The sequence below is a fragment of the Prevotella sp. genome (assembly GCF_036570325.1).
GTDB lineage: Bacteria > Bacteroidota > Bacteroidia > Bacteroidales > Bacteroidaceae > Prevotella.
The window spans coordinates 1-3,422 of record NZ_DATCYK010000137.1; the positions used below are offsets into that span (position 1 = coordinate 1).

Below are 3,422 nucleotides of genomic sequence, written 5' to 3' on the forward strand. Positions count from 1 at the left end.
AATTGGTTAAGACTAACATCATTCACAAGAACAAAGCTGCCAACCTGAAGTCAAGCTTGGCTCTCCACATCAACAGCATCGGTTAATCATACCGAGCGTTGTCGGAAAATCATACATAGGTCGATATTCACACGAATATCGGCCTAATTTTGTTTTCCCATGCCTCTATACCTACTCCTATATCCCTCGCACGTACATTAATGTATTTTAGCGTCTGATAGTTTCCTTTTCTATTCTTTTTTTATTATCTTTGCATAGATAATATTACGAATCAAGGAAATGGCAGAAAATCAAAACAACGAGGCTAATTATTCAGCCTCGAATATTCAAGTTCTGGAAGGTCTGGAAGCAGTACGCAAGCGTCCTGCGATGTACATTGGAGACATCAGCGAAAAGGGTTTACATCATTTGGTAAACGAGACTGTCGACAACTCTATCGACGAGGCAATGGCCGGATATTGCACCGATATAGAAGTGACTATCAACGAAGATAACTCCATCACTGTACAAGATAACGGCCGCGGTATCCCCGTGGATGAGCATAAGAAGCTCCACAAATCGGCTCTTGAGGTTGTTATGACGGTGCTTCACGCCGGTGGAAAGTTCGATAAGGGCTCGTATAAAGTGAGCGGTGGACTCCACGGAGTGGGCGTTAGCTGTGTTAATGCGCTATCTAGCCACATGAAATCTCAAGTATTCCGCGATGGCAAAATCTATCAGCAGGAATATGAAAGAGGAAAAGCTCTCTATCCGGTAAAGGTCGTTGGAGAGACCGAACTTCGAGGCACACGCCAACAGTTTTGGCCCGATCCTACCATTTTCACGACAACTGTCTACCGTTGGGACATCATTGCGAATCGTATGCGTGAGCTTGCGTTCCTCAATGCAGGTATCCGTATCACGCTCACTGACCAACGCCCGGACGATGAAGGCAAGATAAAGAAAGAAGTATTCCACGCCAAGGACGGACTCAAAGAGTTTGTTCGCTACGTTGATCGCCACCGTACTCATCTCTTTGATGATGTTATCTACCTCAAGACAGAGAAGCAAGGAACGCCCATAGAGGTAGCTATCATGTACAATACGGACTATAGTGAGAACATTCATTCCTATGTTAATAACATCAACACCATAGAAGGAGGAACTCATCTCACGGGTTTCCGCATGGCACTTACACGTACTCTCAAGGCTTATGCTGAGGCAGAGCCCACTATTTCCAAGCAAATTGAGAAGGCGAAAGTCGAGATTGCCCCCGAAGATTTCCGTGAAGGACTCACCGCTGTCATATCTATTAAGGTGGCAGAACCCCAGTTTGAGGGACAAACCAAAACCAAGTTAGGCAACAGCGAGGTACAAGGCGCCGTGCAGCAGGCCGTAAACGAGGCACTGACTAACTACTTGGAAGAGAATCCGGAAGAAGCTAAGAAGATATGTGAGAAGGTGGTTCTCGCCGCCACAGCCCGTATCGCAGCCCGTAAGGCTCGTGAAAGTGTACAGCGAAAGAACTTCATGACCGGCGGTGGACTGCCGGGAAAACTCGCCGACTGCTCCAATAAGGACCCGAAAGACTGCGAGATTTTCCTCGTCGAGGGTGACTCCGCAGGCGGTTCCGCCAAGCAAGGAAGAGACCGATTCCACCAAGCTATCCTCCCGCTTCGTGGCAAAATACTCAACGTAGAGAAGGTTCAATGGCACAAAGTATTCGAAGCCGAGTCGGTCATGAACATCATTCAAAGTATCGGAGTGCGCTTTGGCGTCGACAGCGAAGACAGCAAGGAGGCCAACACCGATAAGCTCCGCTACGATAAGATCATCATTATGACCGACGCCGACGTCGATGGTTCTCACATCGACACGCTGATCATGACGCTCTTCTATCGCTTTATGCCGAAGGTAATACAGGAAGGTCACCTCTACATAGCTACCCCTCCACTCTACAAATGTTCCTATAAGAAGGTGAGCGAGTACTGCTATACCGAGCAGCAACGCCAAGCTTTCATCGACAAATACTGTGATGGACGGGACGATGACAAAGCTCTTCACACGCAACGATACAAAGGTTTGGGCGAAATGAACCCTGAACAACTTTGGGAAACGACCATGGATCCCAAGACACGACTGCTCAAGCAGGTGACCATAGAGAACGCCGCAGACGCCGACGAGATATTCTCCATGCTCATGGGAGACGACGTTGAGCCACGCAGAGAGTTCATTGAACAGAACGCTACTTACGCTAATATCGACGCGTAAACCTTATTAAACCCCATCAAACAAGGCATACTTCACAATAGTATGCCTTGTTTTTGTTTGTCATTTTTAATCAACAGCCTGAAGGATTTAAAACATTGAGCTTCCATGTGAACTTGTTTTTGTTTATAATGTTTAATCAACAGTCTGATTGTTTTTGCTTTTAAAAGAGATAGAAAACACTTTTAAAAGCCTATATTTCTATCCCGTATAGCTATTGTTGTTTATCTTTGATTTCCTCATTTTTGGCGTTTATTCGCCATTTTTTCAGCCTTCAGCCCTACATTTTCCACCTTTTATCCATATATTTTCATCGCTTTATCCAAAAGATTTGGCCTTACGCCACGATTTGATTACTTTTGCAATATCACCAAATAACAACCGGTATTATGCGCTTCTTACTCTCCCTATGTTTTGTTATGGGCATATCGACCCTTAACGCCAGTCCTCGGAACACCCATAAAAAGGCAACCGACAAACTCCCACTCAAACTTTGGTACAACACCCCGGCCCGTTATTTTGAAGAAGCGTTGCCCATTGGCAACGGCAAAATGGGAGCCATGGTTTATAGCGGAGGCGAAACCGACTCACTACAACTCAACGACATCACCCTTTGGAGTGGCAAACCCGTCAATCACGAAGACGATAAGGAAGCCCACAAATGGCTTCCCAAGATACGGGAAGCCCTATTCCGGGAAGACTATGCGGCCGCCGACTCACTGCAATTGCACATCCAAGGCCACAACAGTTCTTACTACATGCCCCTCGGGACGCTATACATTGAGGACCTCAATGCCCACCATCCCATGACCAACTACCATCGGGAGCTCTCCATCGACAGCGCCATCTGCCGTGTAAGCTACCATCGGGGCGACAACATGCTGACCCGTGAATACATCGCCTCTCATCCCGACAAGTGCATCGCCATACATATCACGAGCCAAAAGCGAGGCCAATTGTTCCTCTCCGTGCGGCTCCAATCCCTTCTTTCCCATACGGTAAAGGCCAGCAACAACCAACTCACCATGTTGGGTCACGCCACCGGCGACCCCAAAGAAACCATCCACTTCTGCACGATAGCCCGAGCCACAAGCCCGGATGGCCAAATATCCATATCGAATGGCAACCTCGTCATCGAAAAAGCTACCGAAGCCACCCTTTATATCGTCAACGAA

2 protein-coding genes and 1 pseudogene are annotated in these 3,422 nt (G+C 47.3%); all 3 read left to right on the top strand.

All coding sequences use genetic code 11. From position 1 onward, the window contains the following. Window positions 1-86 (top strand): annotated as a pseudogene (locus tag VIR50_RS12220) (30S ribosomal protein S20); the annotation flags it as partial. Between the two features lie 193 nt (window positions 87-279). Further along, window positions 280-2,250: a DNA topoisomerase (ATP-hydrolyzing) subunit B gene (gene gyrB, locus VIR50_RS12225; protein WP_331935391.1), complete on the top strand. Its 1,971-nt coding sequence runs from the start codon at window positions 280-282 to the stop codon at window positions 2,248-2,250. 386 nt (window positions 2,251-2,636) lie between these two features. Further along, a partial coding sequence (locus tag VIR50_RS12230) for a glycoside hydrolase family 95 protein (protein ID WP_331935392.1) occupies window positions 2,637-3,422 on the top strand: 786 nt, incomplete at its 3' end.